Source organism: Vibrio sp. YT-15, from assembly GCF_033337445.1.
In the GTDB taxonomy this organism is placed as follows: domain Bacteria; phylum Pseudomonadota; class Gammaproteobacteria; order Enterobacterales; family Vibrionaceae; genus Vibrio; species Vibrio alginolyticus.
This window is the reverse complement of sequence record NZ_JAWOQR010000001.1, coordinates 817,702-838,264: the sequence shown is the minus strand read 5'-3', so window position 1 is coordinate 838,264 and position 20,563 is coordinate 817,702. Positions and strand designations below refer to the sequence as shown.

The 20,563-nt window shown below is 45.0% G+C and carries 19 protein-coding genes; 5 read left to right on the top strand and 14 right to left on the bottom strand.

Annotation, left to right across the window (positions count from 1 at the left end):
* Window positions 1-309: 309 nt before the first annotated feature.
* From R7D93_RS03600 to R7D93_RS03565, 8 genes are all read right to left on the bottom strand, one after another.
* Entirely contained in the window at window positions 310-945 is a 636-nt protein-coding gene (locus tag R7D93_RS03600) for a DUF2268 domain-containing putative Zn-dependent protease (RefSeq protein ID WP_213867971.1), read from the bottom strand.
* Between the two features lie 68 nt (window positions 946-1,013).
* Complete coding sequence (locus R7D93_RS03595) at window positions 1,014-1,805, bottom strand: LytR/AlgR family response regulator transcription factor (RefSeq protein ID WP_213867970.1); 792 nt, start codon at window positions 1,803-1,805, stop codon at window positions 1,014-1,016.
* Window positions 1,806-1,820: 15 nt separating this feature from the next.
* Window positions 1,821-2,843 carry a sensor histidine kinase gene (locus R7D93_RS03590; RefSeq protein ID WP_213867969.1) on the bottom strand — a complete coding sequence of 341 codons (1,023 nt, stop codon included), beginning with the start codon at window positions 2,841-2,843 and terminating at the stop codon, window positions 1,821-1,823.
* Window positions 2,844-4,190, bottom strand: coding sequence for a hypothetical protein (locus R7D93_RS03585; protein ID WP_213867968.1), 1,347 nt, complete (start codon window positions 4,188-4,190; stop codon window positions 2,844-2,846).
* Window positions 4,191-4,235: 45 nt separating this feature from the next.
* Entirely contained in the window at window positions 4,236-5,021 is a 786-nt protein-coding gene (locus R7D93_RS03580) for an outer membrane lipoprotein-sorting protein (RefSeq protein ID WP_213867967.1), read from the bottom strand.
* Window positions 5,014-6,282: an ABC transporter permease gene (locus tag R7D93_RS03575; RefSeq protein WP_213867966.1), complete on the bottom strand. Its 1,269-nt coding sequence runs from the start codon at window positions 6,280-6,282 to the stop codon at window positions 5,014-5,016. Before R7D93_RS03575 ends, R7D93_RS03580 begins: the two co-directional genes overlap by 8 nt.
* Window positions 6,270-6,968 carry an ABC transporter ATP-binding protein gene (locus R7D93_RS03570; RefSeq protein ID WP_213867965.1) on the bottom strand — a complete coding sequence of 233 codons (699 nt, stop codon included), beginning with the start codon at window positions 6,966-6,968 and terminating at the stop codon, window positions 6,270-6,272. Before R7D93_RS03570 ends, R7D93_RS03575 begins: the two co-directional genes overlap by 13 nt.
* Before the next feature lie 12 nt (window positions 6,969-6,980).
* Entirely contained in the window at window positions 6,981-7,646 is a 666-nt protein-coding gene (locus tag R7D93_RS03565) for a hypothetical protein (RefSeq protein WP_225495790.1), read from the bottom strand.
* A gap of 393 nt (window positions 7,647-8,039) precedes the next feature.
* On the opposite strand from R7D93_RS03565, the gene rodA reads away from it, so the two are divergent.
* On the top strand, window positions 8,040-9,122 hold the full coding sequence (rodA, locus tag R7D93_RS03560) for a rod shape-determining protein RodA (protein ID WP_318129424.1): 1,083 nt from the start codon (window positions 8,040-8,042) through the stop codon (window positions 9,120-9,122).
* A 72-nt stretch (window positions 9,123-9,194) separates the two neighbouring features.
* On the opposite strand, the gene R7D93_RS03555 is transcribed toward rodA, so the two are convergent.
* The 3 genes from R7D93_RS03555 to R7D93_RS03545 form a co-directional block, all read right to left on the bottom strand.
* A complete protein-coding gene (locus R7D93_RS03555; protein WP_005374482.1) occupies window positions 9,195-9,911 on the bottom strand; it encodes a YebC/PmpR family DNA-binding transcriptional regulator in 717 nt (238 codons plus the stop codon).
* Window positions 9,912-10,046: 135 nt separating this feature from the next.
* Entirely contained in the window at window positions 10,047-10,256 is a 210-nt protein-coding gene (locus R7D93_RS03550) for a DUF3283 family protein (protein WP_005374484.1), read from the bottom strand.
* A gap of 100 nt (window positions 10,257-10,356) precedes the next feature.
* The gene (locus R7D93_RS03545; protein WP_005383197.1) at window positions 10,357-12,255 is read right to left on the bottom strand and encodes an ATP-binding protein; all 1,899 of its coding nucleotides are present in this window, start codon (window positions 12,253-12,255) and stop codon (window positions 10,357-10,359) included.
* Window positions 12,256-12,323: 68 nt separating this feature from the next.
* On the opposite strand from R7D93_RS03545, the gene R7D93_RS03540 reads away from it, so the two are divergent.
* On the top strand, window positions 12,324-13,079 hold the full coding sequence (locus R7D93_RS03540; protein WP_213866644.1) for a substrate-binding periplasmic protein: 756 nt from the start codon (window positions 12,324-12,326) through the stop codon (window positions 13,077-13,079).
* Between the two features lie 68 nt (window positions 13,080-13,147).
* Here R7D93_RS03540 and ribA read toward each other — a convergent pair whose 3' ends face one another.
* The gene (ribA, locus tag R7D93_RS03535; protein ID WP_005374492.1) at window positions 13,148-14,209 is read right to left on the bottom strand and encodes a GTP cyclohydrolase II; all 1,062 of its coding nucleotides are present in this window, start codon (window positions 14,207-14,209) and stop codon (window positions 13,148-13,150) included.
* 238 nt (window positions 14,210-14,447) lie between these two features.
* Window positions 14,448-14,645 carry a PA3496 family putative envelope integrity protein gene (locus R7D93_RS03530; RefSeq protein WP_005374493.1) on the bottom strand — a complete coding sequence of 66 codons (198 nt, stop codon included), beginning with the start codon at window positions 14,643-14,645 and terminating at the stop codon, window positions 14,448-14,450.
* 361 nt (window positions 14,646-15,006) lie between these two features.
* Here R7D93_RS03530 and R7D93_RS03525 point away from each other — a divergent pair, with 361 nt between their 5' ends.
* Genes R7D93_RS03525 through R7D93_RS03515 form a run of 3 tightly spaced genes read left to right on the top strand, consistent with a single transcriptional unit; the run spans window position 15,007 to window position 17,257 of the window.
* Window positions 15,007-15,855 carry an ABC transporter ATP-binding protein gene (locus tag R7D93_RS03525; protein WP_225495788.1) on the top strand — a complete coding sequence of 283 codons (849 nt, stop codon included), beginning with the start codon at window positions 15,007-15,009 and terminating at the stop codon, window positions 15,853-15,855.
* 2 nt (window positions 15,856-15,857) lie between these two features.
* Complete coding sequence (locus R7D93_RS03520; RefSeq protein WP_225495786.1) at window positions 15,858-16,790, top strand: ATP-binding cassette domain-containing protein; 933 nt, start codon at window positions 15,858-15,860, stop codon at window positions 16,788-16,790.
* The gene (locus R7D93_RS03515) at window positions 16,790-17,257 is read left to right on the top strand and encodes a transcriptional regulator (RefSeq protein WP_065275567.1); all 468 of its coding nucleotides are present in this window, start codon (window positions 16,790-16,792) and stop codon (window positions 17,255-17,257) included. The genes R7D93_RS03520 and R7D93_RS03515 overlap by 1 nt, the downstream gene beginning before the upstream one ends.
* Window positions 17,258-17,546: 289 nt before the next feature.
* On the opposite strand, the gene R7D93_RS03510 is transcribed toward R7D93_RS03515, so the two are convergent.
* On the bottom strand, window positions 17,547-19,517 hold the full coding sequence (locus R7D93_RS03510; RefSeq protein ID WP_005374502.1) for a replication initiator protein RctB domain-containing protein: 1,971 nt from the start codon (window positions 19,515-19,517) through the stop codon (window positions 17,547-17,549).
* Window positions 19,518-20,563: the final 1,046 nt, after the last annotated feature.

The following is a 20,563-nucleotide window of genomic DNA, read 5'->3' as shown; positions in this document are numbered from 1 at the left end:
TCAGCCGATTATACCCAAGTGACTTCAAGATGCAGGATTCAGAGCGTTGTCATTGATTCGAGGTCAAGGAAAACAACGCAGCGTAATAGCCAGCTCTTTCCAAGTTGTTTGACACAGAAGTCGAGTCAATGACACGCTCCCAAAGGGCCCTCTTTACAAATAGTAAGGGTCTTGGATTGTATACTTTGTTGTCGATTCTCGAATTGGGCCCACCAAACCTTTAAATCGCCGCCGCGTCTACAAACCAAGTCATTCTCGCTGAACCTAGCATCTCGAGGTTACTTGGGTATAGTTTGGCTTGTGCCGAAGTTATTGATAGAAAAGCTCAGCTTTGGCTCCAACCAAATCCAGTTCAGAGCCTTGAAAATCAGCCAGATATTCAGCAACAAGGTTGTACCCAACCCAATACCCCATGTATTTCGGCCAGCGGCTTTCATCGCTGCCAAGAAAGTAAGCGTCGAAGTTGTAATCTAAGCTGGTCAACTTGCCTTTCATCTCAGCGTAGAAAGGGCGCCAATCTTGATCTTTGATTTGCTCAAACAAGCTCGGAGTGACGCCGCCATTCACCTTACGTTCGAAGTGACAAGCTAACCCTTCCATAATTAGTACATCACCAAGTGCAACGCCACTTTCTCCCGCTCGCATACGGAACAGGTGATGCAACTCATGCGCTAACACCGCAGCTATTTCTTTCTCAATAACGTTTTTAATATCAGTACGTTGAGTATCAAGCAGAACCTCTACACGATAGGCACTTAAGCAATAGCCACCAATCCCCGTCTGCGGTACGTCATTGCGATCAAACGGGCTAACGGTTAGGTCGACGTTACTTAAATCAAAGTAACTAGAAAGTTGTGAGCTCAGATCATCAAGTTTCTGATGCAAATACTCAGAGATTGGAGACAGTTCTCCCGTCGCATTTAACAGGGTTACGCGATAACTCATTTATCTTCCTTGATAATGTGGGTTAAGAGCAGCGAGTTTACAGTGTAAAGAGTGAGCAGTTCTAGCGATTACATTCCTTTGAATAAACTTTGAGATGCACGGCTCACAGGGAGCTTGTTTTCTCCAACGTGAACAAACATTCTGCCAGCAAAGTCTTTGTTTACTTTGCTAATTTTGCACACTTGCACCACGCTTGAACGGTGCACTTGCCAGAACTGTTCTGGGTTAAGCTGCCCTATCAACTCTTTCAACGATGTGCGAATCAAATACTCCTGTACTTTGCCTTGTCCTTGTTGGGCATACACAGAAACGTATTTTTCTTCCGCTTTGAAATACAACACATCAGACGTAGCAATCAGATGAATATCTTCCCCTTGCGTCGCTTTAATCCACTGAAGATATTGCGGCGTTTGTGGCGCGGATAATTGCTGCAACTGTTCTAACAGGCTGCTCATCTGCACATTACTGCTTTCTTGCTCTCGCTTAGCAAGGCGTGCTTTCACTCTTTCACACGTCGTCAGGAGGCGCTCATCCGAGATAGGCTTAAGCAAATAATCGGCGGCATTTTGTTCAAAGGCTTTGATGGCGTAATCATCGTACGCGGTAACAAACACAATCAAAGGTGGATTGGCGAGTTGATTGAGTTTTTGCGCTAGTGTCATGCCATCCAGAACTGGCATACGAATATCAAGAAACGCAATGTCAGGTTGGTTTTTCTCAATGGCTTGCAACGCTTGTTCACCATCTGCGACTTTGGCTATCACCTCTAGCTCTGGCCACACTTCAGCTAGGCTTTTATCAAGATGACGCCTCAATAGCGGTTCATCATCAGCAATAATGGCAGTAAACCCTGTATTCATTCCTTTCTTCCTTGCTTACGATTCCATTGGCCAGGTCAAGCGAACACAAACGCCACCCTGAGCAGACTCACTGATAGAAACCTCTCCTTGCCCTGCGAACAAAGCTTCAACTCGCTGCTTGAGATTACTTAAACCGACGCCAGAGCCCATGTGCCCACTCACGTGATTCAAGCCAACACCCGTGTCTCTGACTTCAATCTTCAAGTTCTGTTGTTCGCGCTTAATGAGTAAGCTGACTTCGCCACCTTCTCGCTTCGGTTCAATACCATGGATGATGGCGTTTTCGATTAAAGGTTGGAGCATCATTGGCGGTAACTCGGTTCTGCCTAGTCCCTCTTCCACCTCAATCTTGTAGCTGAGTCGGTCACCTAAACGGGTTTGCTGGATGCCTAAGTAAGCCTCAAGTAACGCCGTTTCATTGTCTATGGTGGTGTGTTCTTCGCGTGAGCTTTTAAGCGTTGCACGCAGTAGCGCGGTTAACTGTTCTAGCATCAGCTTGGCTTTATCGACATCTTGCGACATGAGCGCACTGATATTTGCCAAAGTATTGAATAAGAAATGCGGTTCAATCTGGCTTTGCATCTGCTTAAGCTGACTCAGCAATAGCGCACGATCTTGCTCTGCTTTCTCGCGCTTGATGGCTTCCAACTCTCGCTGAGCGATCGCATGTTGCTCGCGTGAATAGAAATAGAAAAAGCACATGGCGCTGAATAACAATCCCATGAGACCAACCGACAGCATACTTGAGATACCGAAGTATTCCCCAAGCCAAAGCTGGGCGTTCACCACGCCAAACAATAGGCAAGCCGTCAAAGAGATAGCCACTTCCGCCAAACGAGGAATGGTAGGAAACAGGCGATCGACAAGCCATGAGAAGAAAATAGCCGAATAGCCAAATCCAAAGCTAACCGCCACATGAATGTAGAATGGACCGCCCCAAACCGAGAGAGTCATTGCTGCGATAAAGAAACAAAATGCCGTGGTCACTAATAAGCTACGCGGCCATCCACTTTTCACCACTGATTTTGCTGAACACATTTAGAATTTCCCTTTGATGTTAAATACAATCATATGCTTATCATTGATTTGTGCGTAAGCAGATTGGTCGTCTCCGGTTAAAAAGCGTGCGGCAACTTCCACTTCTACACTTTGATCGCCAGTATCAATCCATTGGTAGTTAAGCCACTGCGTGACAATCACACCGCCATCTTGTGGCGACAGCATCACATCCAACGTAGGGGTTACATCACTTAACCAGCCCATATCCGCTTTACCGCTCCATGCAGCCCACGCTTCCAAATCCCAACTCCAGTGCAGCATTAGGTTATGCTGAACGATATTGGCATGCTGAAACCCTTGGGCGTAGCTTGTCGCAAGTAGAGCGCTGCTAGCCAACAGAGAGTTGTTAGGATCAGGGATCCGAGAGAGAAATTCTCCACGCTCTATTGCTTGTTGCCATTCGTTTTTCGACCATGCTCGGCTGTCGTACCAATATTCAGCAATCACGTTGTGTCCGGCTTGGTTTGCCCAGTTCAATCCAATCAAGGCTTGGAATGCGCTGCCCTGCTTCTCAACCGAAACAGGTTGGTAAAGATCGTCTTGCTGAAACTGATAGCCGACACTTTGCTTTTGCCACAGCATGGAACCGTGCATGGCGATGGATTCATCCCACACGGCGATGGCACTGGCGCCAAGTAAGCCTCGGCGCACATCATCGTAATAACCAATAAGTTGATACTCGGTATCACCCACCAGCGCATAACGACGAATACCAACACCTTGCTGCTCTGCGGCTTGATCCAGTGCACTTTGGTCTTGTTGCCCCCAGCTTGAGTCCGTCGCAATCACCGTCCACTCGCCTTCCATATCGTAGTGTGAAAGTGAAAACACACCCGCCCCCTCTTCTGCGACTAAGCCAACCGGGTTTTGTCGATAAGGCTTAAACAGATCTAAGGGTCGGTAGCCATAACCCACGCCCCAATCAACGCGCAGCTTACCTAAGCTCACATCAAGTGTGGTGTCACCGACTTGCCACTCCCCTAGCCAAGCCAGCTCTCGAATCAGCAATTGGTTATCAGCTTCACTCCACCAATCTCTCTTTCCTTGTTGATTGAGGTACAAACCTTGGCTGTACAGAGCAAACAAGCCACTGAAGTTGTGATAATTCACCTGTACATCCAACAGTGCATTAAGTGAATCACGAGAACTGCCCTGCGCTTGCATAAATGCGCTATCACGCTGCTTGGCAGTTTCGTAGCTGACAGCCCAATCCCACTCAAAACTCAGCTCATCATTGGCAAAAACTGGGGCTGCTGTGCCCACACACAACGACGCAGCAATCAACAAACTGGTGCTTTTGTTAAGGTTAGGCTGGTGCGGTTTCATGTGACTTCCTTGCTCGTTTTTATGGTTCTATTTACGAAGCTCAGACTAAAGCTGAGTCGTGTTGGCTTTTGGCAAATAACTTGGGTTGTAGAACTTGTTATCCAGCTGCCAAGGCACGATTTCTTGATACTCGATAACGGTCTTTTTGCTCGGCTGAATGCTATCAAGCAAGGTCATCTCACTGACGTAGTCTTCACCGTTGTCAGTTGCACGTCCGTATTGCGCTTGCTTGGCGAGTTTGCCAGAGCGCAAGTAGAGATCGGCTTTGATTGGAAATGCATCTTGCTCAGACAACCATAAGTCGATCTTCTGATAACTCGCCCCTTTGGTTTTCGCGGTTAAAGCAAGGTGATAAGCCGCGACACTTTCCCCGTTTACCGAAACGGTTTCTGTCGCTTTCCATTCACCTTGATAATCTTGGCTCCACGTCAGGGTTGAGATGTCGCCGATAGACGCTTCACCAAGCAGCTTCTGCATTGGCGTAATGCGAATCGGACGGCGGCTCTTTGGCATTTGCAGCCAGTAGTTGTCGCCCATCATCAGCATCTTTTGCCCAGCTTCGACTGCTGATTTGAACACCACCAGCGATTCACGATTTGGACGCGTGTACACGTGGTAAAGGCGAGTTTTATCTAATTCTTGGTCTTGATATAAGCGCACCAGTGACACCACTTTGGAGGAGTCATCTTGCAAGCGGTAGCTGTCGGCTTTTTCAATCAATTGAGCGACTTGCTGTGTATCTAGTGCTGTTTCATTCGCACTGACATTCATGCTTGCAACGCCAGTTACCATCAGCAGTGCAATTGGTAATAGTGATTTGAAATTAAACATAAATCAGTGCCTCCGTAATTGGCTTATTCACCCCTTTGCGCGCCGAGAAAAACGCTGCAATCAAACAAATCATCATTACTGCAAATCCTGCTATAGCCACCAGCTCCCAAGAGAAGTAAATCGTCAATGGATAACCTTCTGTACGTCCTGGTGGTGGCGGCATTTGCACATCCACGACCATCAGTAAGACGGTAACTAACCCTGTAAACAAAGCACCAATTAAGCTGCCAATCACCGCAAGTAACCCTGCTTCGCGCAAGAACCCAGCAATGATTTCGCGAGGGTAGCTCCCAAGCGCCGACAAGGTGCCGATTTCACGTGTACGCTCGGTGACCGACATGGTCATGGTGTTGAACAGGGCGACAAAGACTACCAACGCCATTACTGCGCCCATGATGCCGAAGATGCGGTCGTACAAATCTTTCACTTTGAGATAGAAGAACGCACGTTCTTGCCAAGGCGTGATCTCAATATCTTGCTCGCCAAAGTTCTGCTTTTGCTTACTCAAAACCGAAGCCACTTGTTGCTCGACTTGGCTCGTTAAACTGGTATCGAACAGGAAGACCGATAACGCACTGACTTTGTCTGAACCGAGCAGCGATTGCGCGCTGTTGATGTGTACGTAAAGCTGGCGTTTATCAAGCTCAGGCACGCCTGTTGAGTAGATGCCACGCACTTTGAAGTCATACGCGTTCAATGCGCCGTCGGTTGTGGTCGCCAGCAAGGTAATCCAATCACCAACATGCACGCTTAGGTTGTTCGCTAAATCAACGCCAAGCATCACTTCTGGCTCTGTAGGGTCATAACGCGATGCATGAATGTTGGACAGCGTCTGCCCTTCGCGCACGTCCAAAAACGGTCCTTTCATATCGAATTCGCGTTCGTTCACGCCAATGCCGATAAAGATCGAGGACTTGTTGCCGTTGGAAATCAAACCGCTGAACTCAACTCGTGGCTGCACGCCTCGCACTTCATTCAAGCCAATCAATTGCTTGGTAATGTCGTCTGCATGAGTTAAACCGTTACTCAGTGGCATCTCTTCTTCTTTGGCGAAATAACCCGGCGTGGTTAACGTCAGATGCCCCGTGTCACGCGCTGTCGATTCTTTCAAACTGTCATAGGTGTACAGACCAAAACCGCCCGCACTGGTTAACGCAAACACGGCAATAGCGATGATCAGCATCGACAACAAACTGCGGCGGCGATTACGTTGCAGGTTCAACCAAGCAAGGCGAACCGAAACAGGAATTAGCTTGCCCATGAAACCTCCTCCACACTTGCGTGCGTTTGGGTAATTTTGCCATCCACCAATTCAATGGTGCGCTCACAACGGGATGCCATGCGAGGGTCGTGAGTGGCGACGATAAAAGTGGTGCCTAGCTCGTGTCCGAGCCCTTTCATAATGTCGATGACCTTGTTGGCAGTTTGGCTATCAAGGCTTGCGGTTGGCTCATCGGCAATCACCAACGCCGGTTTGTGTACTAACGCACGAGCAATTGCCACACGCTGCTGCTGACCGCCCGACAAGTTATCGGGCATGTGATGAATAAACTCACCCAACCCAACGTGTTCTAGCATTTGTGTGGCGAGCTCGGTTTGTTCTGCTTTTGAAAAGCCGTTGAGATGCAGCGGATAAGCCACGTTCTCTAGCGCCGTCATCACGGGGACAAGATTGAATTTTTGGAACACAAAACCAAGCTTTTCTCGGCGCATTTTCGCCGCATGCATTTGTCCGGTTGGGTATGGGCTGCCTGCAAATGTCACCTGACCTTGGTATTGAGTATCCAGCATGCCAAGCACGTTAAGTAAGGTGCTTTTGCCTGAGCCCGACGGTCCACACAATGCCACCATTTCGCCGGCAAATACTTCACCAGACACGTCTCGCAATGCACGCACGGTTTGGCTGCCAAGGGCGTAATCGCGGCTAAGTTGATTAAAAACGATCATGACGCCTCCCTACTATTTCGCTAGCAGCGCTTTCGCGGTTTGCGTTTCTAAATTGCTGCCACCCAACTTCTCCATTTGCGCTAACCATGTTTTGGCTTGTTGAACATCTTCAGCGCGTAGTGCTGCTTCAATGGCGTAGCGATAAATCCACGAAGTAGCCGCGAAAGGTTGTTGGCTAAAACTCGGCTCATCGAGCAATGAAAGGTACAGCTCGTAGCCACGCTCAAAGTGATTGAACATGTCTGGCAGAGAGGTAAACGTAGTGGCTGCCATGGCGGTGGCTAATTGGTATTCCGGCAAGCCTTGTAAGCGCTGTTGCTCTTGCAGTGGTACTGGCTGATTCGCCATTAGATCCAAACCTTTTTGGATTGTGGCAAGACCGCGCTCGGTGAACTTCATCTTGTTCCAAGGCATAAACGCCTCACGACCTTGCAACGTCTCAGCACTGCCCAAGTAAACCAAGGTCACCGGCGTTGCGCCCTGCTCTTCGAGTTGTTTGGATAGTTCGCCATAAACAGTATCAACTAAGCCAGAGTCACCCTGCGCCGCTTGGTTGAATTGACTGAGTGTGCGCTCGCTTGGGTTAGCCAGAGCCAGATTGCTGCTAAGTGCAAATGCGGCGATAAACGTACTTGCCAGTTTAAGAGCTTTGATTGAGCGAGATTGAGAAACCATCATGTACTGTCCTTAGTTGAACGTGATTTGATGGTTTCAGATTAAGGGAGAAGGTCGCACGCTGCTTTTGCATGCGACCAATGGCAGTTATGCAGAGTGAATGGTATTGAGAGAGGATGAATGACATTCACTTAAACAGAAAATACAATTCCGCTCATTCGTAACTCTACATTTTTACGGCAGTCACAATAAAAACACTGGCTTAAAATCTGAGGCTAGTGTATTTATCCATCCCACAGCTACCCATAACAGACAGTGTCGCACTCTCCTTTCTTACACACCTTTGCATGGTGTCTGTTGTTTCGAAATCGAGATTCTTAGCATCGGAATAGTTTGAACTCTTCGAGTTTTAGTTGTTTTCGCACTCAAAATAGGTGCGTTATTAGGTCGTTGAAAATGAATAAGCGTTATTTCCTAAGAGTTGATTTGCCACTGCTCATGGCGATCATTCCGATCATGCTGTTAAGTTCGCTCACACTCTGGAGTGCCAGTAGCTTTAATGAGGCGATGCTCTTCAAACATTTGGCGCGCTGCGGACTGACATTAGTTTGCATCTTGGTCATGTCCTCGATTCCAGCGTCCAGCTATCAGCGCTCAGCTCCATATCTCTACATTATTGCGGTTGCTCTGCTACTTGCTGTCGCTTTATTTGGTGATAGCACCAATGGCTCTCAACGTTGGCTCGATATCGGCTTCTTCCGCTTTCAACCGTCTGAGCTAATCAAACTTTCCATTCCAATCATGATCGCCTGGATGCTGCATATTGAAGGAGGTCGACCAGACAGTCGGAAAATTGCGTTTTGCTTACTTATTACAATGATTCCTGCCGGGTTAATCGCGCTACAACCGGATTTAGACGGTGCAGTTTTTACCATCATTTATGCATTGTTCGTTTTGTTTTTGGCTGGCATGAGCTGGAAAATAATCTGCGGGTTTATTGCGAGCATTTTAACGTTAGCACCTATTTTATGGTTCTTCGTTATGGAAACCTATCAAAAGAGCCGTGTAACACAGTTCTTGCACCCTGAGTCCGATCCACTGGGTTCGGGCTACCAAATCATCCAATCTTTGATTGCGATTGGCTCAGGCGGTATGAAAGGCAAAGGTTGGATGAATGCAACGCAGGGAACACTTGGCTTTATTCCAGAAAGTCATACGGACTTTATTTTTTCGACCTATGCGGAAGAATGGGGCTTTGTTGGCAGTTTAGTCTTACTCGCATTGTACTTGTTTATTACTGCACGCGTTATGTTGCTTGCATGTCAGTCTGACCACTTTTTTAGTCGGCTGGTAAGTGGCGCATTAGCGATGAGCTTTTTTCTGTATGCTTTTATCAATACGGGCATGGTGAGTGGCTTGTTGCCAGTAATGGGTAGCCCACTTCCCTTCTTTAGCTATGGCGGCACGGCGATGCTAACTCAAGGTATCTGTTTTGGTGTAATCATGTCGCTGTGTTATTCCAAATATCGTAACGCATAGCGTTGCTTGAGAAAAAGCGATCAAAAAAGGCTTCCCTAAGGAAGCCTTTTTACAACGATATGAGCGAATTAATTACAGCTCTGCGTTGTGGTAAACCTGCTGAACATCATCACAGTCATCTAGAAGATCTAGGAATTTCTGGAATTTCTCAGCATCTTCACCCGATACAGGCGTATGAGTTTGCGGAACGAATGTGATTTCTTCAACATCGATCGTTAGATCTGGGAATGCACCGTTAAGCGCAGTTTTTGTTTTGAAGAATTCTGTGTGAGGTGCGAATACAGTGATAACACCGTCTTCTAGCTCAACGTCAGTAACGTCTACGTCTTCCATCATTAGCGTTTCTAGGATGATTTCATCATCGTCGCCTTTGAACTGGAATACCGCTTGGTGATCGAACATGTGAGAAACCGAGCCCTCAACACCAATTTTCGCACCGACTTTCACAAAGCATTGGCGTACATCTTGGAAAGTACGGTTGCCGTTGTCTGTTAGACAGTCAACGATAACGCTAGTACCGCCAGGGCCGAAGCCTTCGTAACGTGCTGGAGTGTAGTCTTCACCACCGCCACCGTTCGCTTTGTCGATCGCTTTATCGATAACGTGCGCAGGAACTTGGTCTTTTTTCGCTTTTGCGATCAGGTGTTTCAAAGACAAGTTCATGTCTGGATCACCACCACCGTTTTTCGCGCACATGTAAATTTCTTTACCGTATTTGGAATAAACTTTAATTTTCGCGCCTGCAGTTTTCGCCATAGAGGCTTTGCGCACTTCAAAACTTCTTCCCATCGGGATGTCTCTCTAAATTCAAATTTAATGCGAAGGATTTTAGCAAAAAGCGAAACCTTTTCAATTTCGCTTAGCAAAGGAATAGGGAGGTTACCTCATTCGTCGCATTGGATTGAACCATTGCCACGGTTCGCGTTAAGCGACACCCATTACTCGTTTGTACTTTTCGACCGATTGCTGGAAAAACGCCTTTTCATCAGCATCGTTAATCTTGGACAACTGTTCTTCTATTGCTTCAGGACCAGATTTGGCCTCTCTGAGCTTCCAAACCAAAAACGACGCCTGCTTATCCAGTTCGATTTTGTTTTTTTCGTCAGGCGGCAATAGGGATAGATTAAACGACATTCACAGCCTCAAGGTACTTTAAATACTAGCCGGGCACTATATCACACAGAGTTACAATTACAGAATAGAAACGCACTTAACTTGATCGATTTCAAGTTAACTATTTAGGCACAGCGCTGATTTTCAGTGCTTTTGGTAAATGCTGTTCGAATATTTGTTGTAATCGAGTCTTGGTAACGGGTTTAGCCACGAACTCGTTCATCCCAACATCGAAGCAATGTTGCTGATCCTCTTTAATGACATTGGCACTTAGCGCAATAATTGGAACGTGTTTCCCCCACTCTCCCATTTTTCGAATTCGCTCCGTAGCAATAAACCCATCCATCACAGGCATTTGGCAGTCCATAAAAATCAAATCGAAAGGCTGCTGATCACACAGCTGCAATGCTTCTTCGCCATGGTTGGCGACACTCACTCGCACACCCAGTTTTTCTAACATGATGCGAACTACCTTCTGATTGACGATGGTATCTTCAACAACCAATACCCAAGGTTTATCATTATCTTGAGGGCTGATTTCGTTGTCTTCCGCTTTCCGGAAATCTAATACATTAAGTTGGTCGGTATAGGTCGATTGCGCATTTATTACAGCAACAGGAATCGAAAATTCAAAACAGCTTCCCAGCCCAAGCTCACTTGTTAGTTGTATTTCCCCTCCCATCAAGTTAACCAACTGTGCAGCTATCGCCAAACCAAGCCCTGTCCCACCATACTTTCTGGTGGTACTACCATCAGCTTGTTGGAAGCGTTCGAAGATTGCTTGTTGGTGCTCTTTCGCAATACCAATACCAGAATCCACAACCCGAAACCGGATATGAGCGGTCTCTCCATCAAGTCGAGATAACGCTACAAGAAGCTTCACATGGCCGCGCTCGGTAAATTTAATCGCGTTGCTCAACAAATTGTTCAGAACTTGTTTCAATCGTGTGGCATCACCTTGCACTTCCATTGGCAAGTGAGGATCAATATCGCTGAGCAGCTGTAAGTTTTTCTGCTTGGCTTTGACACTATGTAAACTGATGACATCGTCAAGTAGCTCGCGAAGATCATAGCTCGTGTATTCCAGCTCTACTTTGCCAGCTTCAACTTTAGAGAAGTCCAAAATGTCGTCGATGATCGTCATTAGTGAGTGAGAAGAACTGTCAATGATCTCTACAAACTCTTTTTGCTGGGGATCGAGGTCGGTGTCATTGAGCAACGACGACACACCAATAATGCCATTCATCGGTGTGCGGATCTCATGACTCATAGTGGCGAGAAACTCACTTTTTTTACGATTAGCGACTTCTGCCCTATCGCGTTCAGCCTCTAACTCAGTCTGGTGCTCTTTCACTTTCTCAACACTTCGGTTGTATTTCTCTGCCAAAACACTCACTTCATCAAAGCACCATCGTTTAGGGAGAGTCACTTTACTCGGCACTGTACCGCCACGAAAATCGCTCACCGCACCAGACAGCAATTGTAACGGATTGACCAACAAGCGAAACGCCACCCAAAGAACACCAATGATGAGGACAAGAATTTTGATCGCTTCTGTCGTAAGTAGAAAAAAGAACTGCTGCCAAAGATCTTCATATATCGCGCTAAGATCCGATTGAACCGTTAATATCGCGAGATCATACGTTTTATCGCCGACCCGATACTGCATCGGCCAGCTTCTCTCGACAACATCCTCAGAAAGCGCCGAACCTAATTCAATGATAACTTCGTCTTCACTAGCAATACGTAAGTAGTCCACCGAGGGCATACGCATTGCACCTTGAGCTTGTGTCAGCAACAGCTCCCTATCCTCTACCCACAAACTCGCAGAAAAGCTCGATAAATAGCTAGACTCAACCTGCTTTAATTCAACATCTAAATGGGCTAAATCTTCGTGAAAAACTCGATATAAGCTCACTGTAGAAATGATGACCGTAAAGATTAAACTCAACGTTAATACCGCCAACATAAGTTGGTTGCCGATACTAAAACGACGTTGAGATCGCTCTTTTTCATCCATATGAAACCGCTCCGATAAACTTGCGCTACTCTAAATATAGCTACGCACAAATAATAATCGAGGATACGATGAAAAGACTTCTACTTAGATTGGCTTTTAGCTTAATTGTTGTAAGTTCTCATGTGACCGCAAATCAAGTGAACTATTACGTCATTGCTGAACAAGCTCGACCATTTCAAATTGAACAACAGGGACAAATGCACTCCGGAATTGTGACCGATATCGTCAGCGCTATCTTCGCGGAGTCGGATTACCAAGTGAATTATCATACTTATCCATTTAAACGTATGATTTCCATATTGGAAGAAGGCGCTGAGCCAAACTGGTTAACTTATGGCAGCCCGAACTGGGGCAAGGTGCAATCGGAAAATTTATCTGAGGAGCCCATTTACACTGTAAAACATGTACTGGTGTCGAGTAGCAAGAAGCCTTTAGAATTCAAAAATATGGATACGATGCATGGTCGTTCTATTGTATTACTGCTGGGGTTTGATTATCCAAATTTAACGCCGTTCTTTGAAAATGGCAGTGTCAATGAAATGCGCGTGAAAGACTACAACGCCGCATACCGAGTGATAAGCCGAACCCCTGGAGATACAGCTTTTGTCGAGATGGAATCCCGAGTCCTTTACAACTTAAAGCGACTCAATTTGCCGTTAGAGAATTTTCAGATACAGCCTTTCAGCTCGGTTATTCCTGACTACTCAATCTACCTGGCTTTTTCACCTCAAATGCAACCAGAAACTCAAAATTACATCAATACACGACTCGTTGAATTAAAAGCCTCAGGGGAAATTGATGAAATCATTCAAAAGTATCAATGAATCAACTCATTAACAAAAACGCCAACGATGATACGTTGGCGTTTTTGTTTCTGGGAAATCTGTAGCACTTACTTAATGTGGTTAACAAACTTAGGATCAAACATGTGCCCCAATTTACTCGCCTTGGTTTGCAGGTAATGTTGATTACTTGGGTTATTCCCTTCTTGTAATGGCACTCGTTCAATGACGTTAATATCAACCGCTTTTAAGGCGGCGAGCTTGCGTGGGTTATTCGTCATTAGACGCACAGCGTCAATCCCCAAATGCTCTAGCATTCCTTTACAGAACGCGTAATCACGCATATCAGCGGCAAAACCTAAACGCTCATTTGCTTCCACGGTATCTGCGCCATCATCTTGTAAGTGATAGGCACGAATTTTATTAATCAAGCCGATTCCACGCCCTTCTTGACGTAAATAAAGCAGCACGCCACATCCCTCTTTGACGATGTTTTGTAGCGCTCTATTAAGCTGAAAACCACAGTCACAACGCGTGCTAAATAGAGCATCTCCGGTAAGACACTCCGAATGCAACCGAATAAGTGGAGCTGCACTTTTTGTTGGCTCACCATAGACCAGAGCAAGATGCTCTTTATTTGTCGCGGCTTCAATAAAGCCGTACATCATAAATGTGCCCCACTGGGTGGGCAATTTGGCTTTATCGATAAACTTCACGAGATTGTAAGGCTCAACATGTCTCAGCTCTGCCCGCACATTCATCAGAATCTCTCCTAGATGATTTTCTCCTTTACCATCTCCCCCGTCTCCCCAAAAGGCATCTTTATGAGAATGCTCTGTTAGGCAAGCGTTACCCGTTCTCATTAATTGCTGCGCTAATGGTGGATTTTGTAGAAACTTTTCCCTAACGATGAAAGCCATAACAGCCAACTTTATATCGTCCCAATCGCTTCTGACAAAGTGTTCGTATTTGCGGCTTAAAGCAAACGCTTCGTCAGGGGTGCTTGCGTGCTGAATTTTACTTTGCAACTGAGCATCGAGAAACTTTTGGGCTTGGTAATAATGTTCGCTGGTGGGCCAAGTTTGGGAGGAGATATTGACTGGGGCATGGCAAAAATTTGAGAGAAAACCGTGGGGCTCATCGGGCTCATAAAAAAGGATTTGATCAACCATACTTGCGCTCCTTGCTTTGTGGTTGCGATAATCAACAAAAAGCATATCGCTACTGATATATCTAGTAACACAAGGTCAGATTGTCAAACTTCTTCGGGACGGGACGTGAGTGTGAAACTCGTGCTTTTGAGGCGCAAGACAGATAAATGGAGAGTTTGAATAAGAGAGTAATAGAGTGAAAAAATAAAAAGGGCAGTCCGTCGACTACCCTATGGGTTGCTAAACCAACCTGAGGCGATCAGTGTATCAAGCCAAGCTCCCTTGCTTCTTCAATGGTCAACCCACTTTCACGGATCTCACGTAACGCTTCAATGCGTCTTCTGGCTTCTGCTGATTTCACTGTTTTCTCTGGCTTCACAACGGTTTCCTCATCAGGTAATTCCCATTTGTGAGCGATGTTGGTCATCTCGTCATGGTCGATAGAATTAATGGACATATTTCCTCCGAACACACCATGTTTTCGATGCGTAATCTATAGCAAAACCGGAACAAGGTGGTAAGAAAAACTGTAGGGAAATGTGACCCCTCCCGCCCTTTCGTTAACTCCTTAATAGATTCATCATTTAAGTTTTGCCAAGGGACAAATTTACGATTAAATTTGAGTAATTCCCCCTACGAAAAGTGTGCTGATCTAGCTCTCAATTCTGCTCTTCTTTAGTTTTATCAACGACGCATTACACCACTTCCTGTTTCACCTAACTTTCGAGTCACTTCACTGATTCATAGTTTGATACTTTCTAAAAACCGCCACACCTGATAATGATAATAATTATCTTTTAGATTGGTAAGGTGTTTATATGGATGGTATTAACTTAAGTCATGCATACCACAATGACCCGGTCATCCAGATCCGAGATTTGTGCGTCGATTACATCACTGATAATGGTGATTTTAATGCGGTAAAGTCCGTCAGCTTTGATATCGGCAAAGGCGAAGTATTTGGTCTTGCCGGTGAATCTGGATGTGGTAAAAGCACAATCGCATTCTCAATAAATCGTCTTCATAAGCCGCCAGCGTTCATTTCTGGCGGTAAAATATGGTTTGATGGCAAGGATATCCTTAGTATCTCAGACTCTGAACTGACCGCTCTAAGGTGGAGTGAAATCGCCATGGTGTTCCAGAGCGCGATGAACTCACTCAACCCTGTCTTAACGATACAAGAGCAATTTGCAGATGTGTTACGACATCATCAAGGCCTCACTAACGCTCAAGCAAAAGATAGAGCAGAAAAGTTGTTGGACTTGGTCAATATTCCTCGAGAACGCTTAGCAGAATATCCTCATCAATTTTCAGGAGGAATGCGTCAGCGCTTGGTGATAGCCATTGCTTTGTCTCTAAATCCAAAACTGATCATTATGGATGAACCCACAACAGCATTAGATGTAGTGGTACAGAGAGAAATTTTACAGCAAATTTATCAGCTTAGAGATGAGTTCGGTTTTTCATTCCTCTTTATCACTCATGACCTGGCACTCATGAGCCAACTATGTGATCGAATTGCAATCATGCGTCACGGAGAAATCGTCGAAGTCAATCGAGCATACGATATACGCAATCATCCTCAACACCCCTACACGCAAAAGCTATGGGCTTCTTTCCCAAACATCCATGACGTCCACAAACAACCAGAGTTACAAGGAGCGTAACCATGAGCCAGCCTATCATCCAAATGAAAAATGTGATTAAAGAATTCAAAGTGGGCGGTGGTTTAGCGACAGAGGAAACCTTTCGTGCGCTTCAAGGAGTGACTTTTGATCTGTACGCAGGAAAAACCTTGGCTTTGGTTGGAGAGTCAGGCTGCGGTAAGAGTACTTGCGCTCGCTTAATAACCAAAGTCTATCCTGCAACGGAAGGCGAGATCCTTTTCAATGGCACTGACATAAATGAGATCACGTCACGATCGGCTCTACAAGAATATCGCAGTAAAGTACAAATGGTGTTTCAAGATCCGTTTGGCTCTCTCAATCCAACTCATACCATTCGCCATCACCTAACACGTCCTTTAAAAATTCATAAACAAGTCAAAAACGAGCGCGACATCCCAGCCCGCTTGGAAGAGCTTCTAAAGCTGGTGGAACTACCAGAAGAGACACTGAATAAGTTCCCTCACGAACTCAGTGGTGGGCAACGTCAGCGGGTAAACTTAGCAAGGGCTTTAGCGGTAGGTTCGCAAATCATTCTTGCGGATGAGCCTACGTCTATGCTGGATGTTTCTATTCGCTTGGGAGTGTTGAATTTAATGCAACGAATGAAGCAAGAACTGGGAATTGGTTTTTTATACATCACTCATGATCTGGCGACTGCGCACTACATCGCGGAAGAAACCGCAGTAATGTACAAAGGGCAAATCGTTGAATGGGGCGACACTCATTCAATACTTAAGAATCCGCAGCATCCTTATACTAAGCTGTTGATTTCTGCCGTTCCTGATCCTGACTTACCTTTTGGTAACTTAGTGAAAAATGAGCCAAACTATTCGATAGATGCCGATGAAATTCGTCAACGTAGCAGCATAATTGTCGACGAATTTGATCAAATAGGGCCAAATCACTATGTAAAACAATGGACTGAGGCAGCGTAATGGATTTGAGTACTTGGCAAGATCAAATCGCCATGTGGTACGAACAGCGGAAACATGATCAAGTAGAAAAATTGGAAACGATCTTATATCAGGTGCCTGATGACGTGTTTGGACCCGAATTGAGTGATCTTCAAAGTAAAGCGATTGCTTGCTGGTTGGATGGATGTTTACGCGTGTTTCAACATGCAAGGTACCAAGACCCTCAGAAAGCATATCAAACCTTGCTTTATACGAGTGCAAAGCTTGAACAAGCAGCATGCCAAGTCTCGACTGATATTCTGATCAAAGATTGGTGTTTGAGACGACTTCAGCATCTCACCGTTGTGGCGTTAGAGTTTTGTAATCAGCAGTGTGATCAAAACAAGTGGCAGGAACAAGCCCATAGCTTAATCGAATCACATGTTGCGTTGATGCGTTCATTACACTGGAATGAATCAAAGAAGCATGATCAAGGTTTACCTCATTAGTCCGGAAAAATGATCAAGGCTTAATTAGCGGAATTTTAGGCAAAAAAAAGCGAGTTTCCTGAGGAGAAACTCGCGAAGTCTATTCAGAATGAATGTAACAATATGAGCCAATCTATTAATCATCAGAAAGGACAAAAGGTTGTCTATTCGGGATAAATAGTAGTATTAGGCTTGGCTTCTAATGTCAGTGGTTTGTAAGAGTTAAGTCTGTTTTTTATCATCGAAAGACATTGTTACATTTCAAACCGATACATCACACCTATAGCTTGATACACATCAAGCGACACTTTTAAATCGCCATTTCATCCAAGGCACGAAATACCATTTCATCCATGTGACCATCGAAGATTTGACGACAAACTTTCCGACGCACCGCTAACCCCGCAATCAAGCGCTCGATGGTAAGATGCTTAACATCGTTCTGGGTGTTAAACAGCTCGACGGTTTTACTTAATGTCTCATAAGGAATCGGCTCATCCCCTACCCTTAGCCAATCGAGCTTCTCTATGTAATCTGAGCACTCTTCTTTGATTGAGGCATACGAGTGCCCTGTCATCGCAGACAAAGCCGTTATACTGCGTTCTAGAGCCTCTGGTGAGGTATATTTAGATAGAGTAATGGTGATCTCATCAGCATTGATCTCTACCAAATGTTTTCTTTGCTTCACGCGTCGCCCTAAATTTCCTCTTGGAGACGGTGCTTTGCGTTGAATGGGCTCAAATTCGCCGTCTATGATGCCTGAGAGCTCCTCAAGCTGCTGTCGGGTTACCATCTCATTACGAAGCGGGTTTGGCAGCGTAGGCGCCATGTTGCGCTTGCCTGCGTTGGTTGTACGAGCACGTGAGTAACGCAGCACCTCTTCGACGTCACATTTGATGTCGATCTGGTAATCCATCACTTTATCATTCTCGATCATGGTTTCGATCGTTAAGTGATAGCCCCATAAGTTCACCACAAAAAGATCGTCTGTCCCTTTGCCGTCTGACAAGCGTTTCAGCTCACGGATCAGATCCATTGAGAACCGACGCCATTCAATGTTACGTGCAAGCTTCTGATTTAACTCGCTCAACAGCATGCAATCTGTGTGTCGGCGCACCATACGGCTACGGAAAAACGAATACAGCTGGAACACCAACGTATGCTGTTTCAGGATTTCTGGTGGGAACAAGAAAAAATAATCGCGTGTTAGTAGTTCTTCGTAGAACGACGGTTCCCACACCAAGATGTATAAGTTGGGTTTAATACGAATTTCGCCATCACTGCCCTCAACGGGCGCTTCTTCTGAAGCCGTGATGGTACGGGCTAAGAAGCGGAAGCGGTCACTCTTAAAGCCTTCGGGCATATTTTCACTGAGCCATCGGCCAGTGAGTTCATGGAGCTGAAAATCAGTGAATTCAATGCGATCAATGCTATCGCGAATGGAATCACGAGCTGGGCCACTGTCTTTTTTGCCTCTGAGCGACAAAATATCAGTGATGTATAGCGGCGTTTTGTTTGGTACGTGAGCCGCATCAAGCTGATACTGATCTTTGTGATGATCATGATACTGAACCGTTAACGTGAAGAGAGCGAACAGGGTCATGAGATCATCCACAGTCATGATATTTTTGGATGATCGCGTCTCAATAACGGCTTTTGTGCCAGAGATCGACACCATGGATTTCTGATAACTTTTTCGAGTTCTTGGTGGCGCAAGTGCTTGGTCAATGATCCCAGCCCAATTTGTTGGAGATACAACAAATTGATCGGCTTCATCTTTCATCGTGGGAGGTGTGTTTAACCCGTGCTCATTCAACAAACGTTTGTTTACTTGAGTCTGAGCCAATGCTTTCGAACGTTTTTGTTTTTCGTTCTGGCGAACTTTGTCGGTAACAAGACTTGTTGCTCCCAACACAGATATAAGCTGATTGGGATTCACAAATTTATGTAGCATCGTTTTACCAGCAAGTCCCTCTTCAAAACGCACTGGAGTTTGAGTAAATAAACCAATATTTACTGCCGCGCGCAAACGTTGTTGCAGGGCTGCACGTGTGAGTTGCCCATCTGTTGCTTCCACAATCTCTGTGGTTGAAACCAAACCATCCTTGCTGCTGAAGCCTCGTAATGAGATCAGATTAAGCAACTCTAAGATGCTTTTGGTCACCCCTTTGAAATGTTGGTACTGCTCTACCCAATCCGCAGAGGATTCATGTACCTCAAAAAGATGGCCATCTTTGTGGCTTCTCGGTGCTTTAATCAGAATTTTTTCATCAGCCGTCATTTTAGATCCAGATCACACTAGCCGTAGTTGTGCTATGGTTCCGAAGAATAAAGAAAAACAGATCATAAATAAAGAAAAAAGATTGTTTTTTAAATAACTGATCTTTTTTGATTAATCTGATCTTAATTGATTATATGATCTAATGATCTGGCTTGAAATTTTTCGCTAAGCTTTTGTTCTATAAGACTATTATTTCCATGTATTTCGGAACTATGATCATAAGAAGTCTGAAAGTATGATCAACAATAACCTGAAAGCATGATCATATTTATTCGCAAGCATGATCATTAAGGTTATGAAAAGATGATCAAAAGAGTCTTGAAACGATGATCATGATGTTTTTACAGGTTATCCACAGATGCAGTATTTAATAATGATCTTCACGATGATTATATTGTGCATTGGTGATGTTATTTATACTCGGATCGATGATCAAGAGCCAATATATCTATCGTTCTGGCGTCCATATTGATGAGATATCACTCATCTGATTAAAATACATTCAAGTCGCTCATATTTAGAAGTAAATTCTAGTCTCTGCTTATTTACAGGAAGCATGATCATGAGAGCGTGATTTATCATAGCAACTTGAGCAATTTCATTGTTCCGGCTTCTATACCGTCAATTTCTGCTCAATCCCCCATTCTGTCTGCACTCAACCGTAAATCAGAGAAGAAAACTCATGCTTCCGAGAGATTCTAAGGCTTGATCATATTTCCGATTAATGGATCTTATTTTATTTGCGTGTTTACACCGTACTCTGCTCTATTTTTCCATGATCATGCTTTCGGATTTGCTTATTAACACGGAAGCATGATCATAAGCATACCTTGATCATACTTCCATAGATGTTTCGCTGGAACTGCCCTATTTTGCTCGGAGACATGATCAAGGTGTTCAGATCTTTATTGTTCCGATATTACTTACTATTTATCGTTTAAATTAGGTTGGTCTAACATAACCCGTAATTTAGCTTAATATTATAATCGTTCCGGTAGAAAATTGATTTACATTGTAAATGAGTGACGCTGTAACACTTTTTATTT